At 69.6% G+C, this 2,956-nt stretch carries 3 protein-coding genes and 1 pseudogene; 1 reads left to right on the forward strand and 3 read right to left on the reverse strand.

Features of this window, described 5'->3' with window-relative positions; genetic code table 11:
• On the forward strand, nt 1–837 hold an 837-nt coding region (locus tag DSP71_RS14655), incomplete at its 5' end, for an amidohydrolase (RefSeq protein ID WP_258546468.1).
• A gap of 18 nt (nt 838–855) precedes the next feature.
• Here DSP71_RS14655 and DSP71_RS14660 read toward each other — a convergent pair.
• From DSP71_RS14660 to DSP71_RS22385, 3 genes and pseudogenes are all read right to left on the reverse strand, one after another.
• On the reverse strand, nt 856–1,434 hold the full coding sequence (locus DSP71_RS14660; RefSeq protein ID WP_147251323.1) for a PH domain-containing protein: 579 nt from the start codon (nt 1,432–1,434) through the stop codon (nt 856–858).
• Nucleotides 1,435–1,484: 50 nt separating this feature from the next.
• Nucleotides 1,485–2,570, reverse strand: coding sequence for a GTP 3',8-cyclase MoaA (gene moaA / locus DSP71_RS14665; RefSeq protein WP_371861872.1), 1,086 nt, complete (start codon nt 2,568–2,570; stop codon nt 1,485–1,487).
• A gap of 121 nt (nt 2,571–2,691) precedes the next feature.
• Nucleotides 2,692–2,956: pseudogene (locus DSP71_RS22385) on the reverse strand (ABC transporter ATP-binding protein); the annotation flags it as partial.

Consider the following 2,956-nt stretch of genomic DNA (forward strand, 5'->3'; position numbering starts at 1 on the left):
CTCGTCGTGCTGATCCAGCCCGCCGAGGAGTACGGCGCCGGGGCGCGCGCGATGCTCGACGACGGGATCCTCGACCGCTACCCGAAACCCGATGTCGTGCTCGGCCAGCACGTCACGCCGCTCCCCGCAGGCGTGATCGGCGTGCGCAGCGGTACGCAGATGGCCGCCTCCGACGGACTCACCGTCACCCTGCACGGCCGCGGCGGCCACGGCTCGCGCCCGCACGCGACGATCGATCCCGTCGTGATGGCGGCGGCCACCGTGATGCGCCTGCAGACCATCGCGTCGCGGGAGATCGATCCGCAGGGGGTCGCTGTCGTGACCGTGGGATCGATCCACGCGGGCCTCAAGAACAACATCATCCCGGCCGAGGCGAAGCTCGAGCTCAGCCTGCGCTACCCGGACGAGGGGACGCGCGACAAGGTGCTCGCGAGCGTCGAGCGCATCGTGCGGGCCGAGGCCACAGCCTCCGGGGCCGAGCGCGAGCCCGAGATCCGCACCGACCACACGCTGCCAGCCACCATCAACGACGAAGAAGCCACCGCGCGCGTCTCCGCAGCCCTGCAGCGCGCCCTGGGCGAGGCAGCCGTGATCGATCCCGGGATGTTCACCGGCAGCGAGGACGTGTCATGGTTCGCCCGCGATGCCGGAGCACCCCTCGTGTTCTGGTTCTGGGGCGGTATCGACCCCGCCCGGTTCGCCGAGGCCGTCGCTGCGGGACGCCTGGGCGAGGACATCCCGACGAATCACTCGCCGTTCTTCGCACCGGAGATCCACCCGACGATCGAGGTCGGCGTCACCGCGCTGTCGGCCGCGGCCCGGGAGTTCCTCGCCTAAGGATCGGAACGATCTGGTTCACGTGACTGCTCGCTGCTCCCGCAGGAAGACGTGCAGGTCGAGTGCGTTTCGCTTGCTCCGTTGCTCGATGAGGAGATGACGTCGCAGGAGGTTTGTCACACCGACGGGAATCGGGTCCATCGCATTGGTCCGCTTGACGTCTTGCGAGCCGAAGCCGGCCAGGAGCGTCACCGACCTGCCGTCGATGTCCCTCACCTCGATCCGCGCGTAGTCGGTGTCGAGGCGGATCAGTACTCGAGAGATCGACTCCCAGGGGAACGATCGCTCCGACCCGGCTCCGACGATTCGTAGCCCCTCGTCGTCCCACTCGATGACGTAGCGCTTCCTCCGCCAGGCGAAGATCCACAGCAGGGCGAGCACGATGACGATCCCCAGGCCGCCGGCGACCAGGACGACACCGGATCGGCCGAACATGACGTCGGTCTCCAGCGAGATGGCGATCAACGCCGCCGCGGCACCGCCTCCTCCCACGATGATGCAGCCGACGATGATCGCGACGAGCTGGATCATGGAGACTCGTGTCGCCCGGATCGTCAACCGGTACCCGTCGGTCCCCGGCCGGATCGTCTCCCACATCCGTTCACCCCTACATATCGAGAGAGCGTCTTCAGCTCGCTCTTCTTCGCTCAGCCGCCGATCGCGTTCATGCCGCGCGCGGGCTGCAGGAACGAGGGGTCGTCGATCGCGTGCCCCGGCAGCTTGCCATGCACGCACGAACGCAGCAGTGCGGCGATCTCGTCCGCGCGTTGCCCCGGCGCGGAGGCCGACTCTCCGCGCAGCAGCCCGGTCAGGTCGTACTCGGCGAGCGAGAACAGGCAGTTGCGCAGTTGCCCGTCGGCGGTCAGCCGCAGACGATCGCAGGCGCCGCAGAACGGGGCGGTGACCGAGGCGATCACGCCGACCTCGTGCGGCCCGCCGTCGATCCGCCACTTCTCGGCGGGAGCGCCACCGCGGCCCTCGACCGGCTCGAGGTGCCAGCGTTCTCCCAGCGAGGCGAGGATCTCCTCGCGCGTGACCATCGAGGCGCGGTCCCAGGTGTGCCCGGCGTCCAGCGGCATCTGCTCGATGAATCGGAGCTGAGCGCCCACGCCCATCGCGAACTCCACGAGATCGACCAGCTCGTCGTCGTTCACGCCGCGCATGGCGACCGCGTTCAGCTTGAGGGGACGGAGGGACGAGGCCGCAGCCGCCTCGATACCCGCGAACACGTCGTCGAGGCGGTCGCGGCGGGTGAGGTCGGCGAAGCGCTGGCGGTCGACCGTGTCGATGCTGATGTTGAGGCGCGTGAGTCCGGCATCGATCAGGGCCGGGAGCTTCTGGGCGAGGCTGATGCCGTTGGTGGTCATCGCCACCTCGACAGGGCCCTCCTCCCCCTCGATGCGGGCGATGCGCCGCACGACGTCGACGATGTCGGTGCGCAGCAGCGGTTCGCCGCCGGTGAGACGGAAGGTGCGGATGCCGAGAGCTGCGGCGACCTCCGCCACCTCGACGATCTCGTCGGTGGAGAGGATGCTCGTGCGGGCGAGCCACTCGTTGCCCTGCTCGGGCATGCAGTACGTGCAGCGCAGCGAACAGCGATCGGTGAGGGAGATGCGCAGATCGCGATGCACACGGCCATGCGTGTCGACGAGACCTCCCGTGAGGCCGGCGGCATGCGATGCGGGCTCGGTGCGCGGCGCGCGCATGCCGATGACCACCGGCACGGCCGTCACGGTGCTCCCCCGCTCCCCGTCATGTTCCGAGACTAACCCCCGGAGCAGCGCGCGGGGGCGGCTCGGCGGCGACGACCGGCACATTGTCAGTGTTCCGCCCACGACCGCCCGGGGCGACGACTCAGCGCAGGGGAACGAACCGCACATGCTCCGGCTCGATCCGCAGCTGGACGGTCTCGCCGACGAGCAGTCCGGCGGCATCGGAGACAGAGAGGTCGACGACGCACGACCCAGTCTGCAGCCGGACGCCGGTGACCGTGGGTTCGAGCCGGTCGACCTCGGCGATCCATCCACCGCCGTCCGAGCCGTCGACCAACCGCACGTGCTCGGGGCGGAACACGGCGATCAGCGGCGTTCCATCGTCCTCGGCGAGCGCGCGCGAAGCG

This window comes from Microbacterium sp. H6 (assembly GCF_003314775.1).
Taxonomy (GTDB): domain Bacteria; phylum Actinomycetota; class Actinomycetes; order Actinomycetales; family Microbacteriaceae; genus Microbacterium; species Microbacterium oxydans.

Coding starts and splice junctions, on each gene's coding strand:
- DSP71_RS14660 (WP_147251323.1), bottom strand. CDS start 1,434: ATGTGGGAGACGATCCGGCCGGGGACCGACGGGTACCGGTTGACGATC.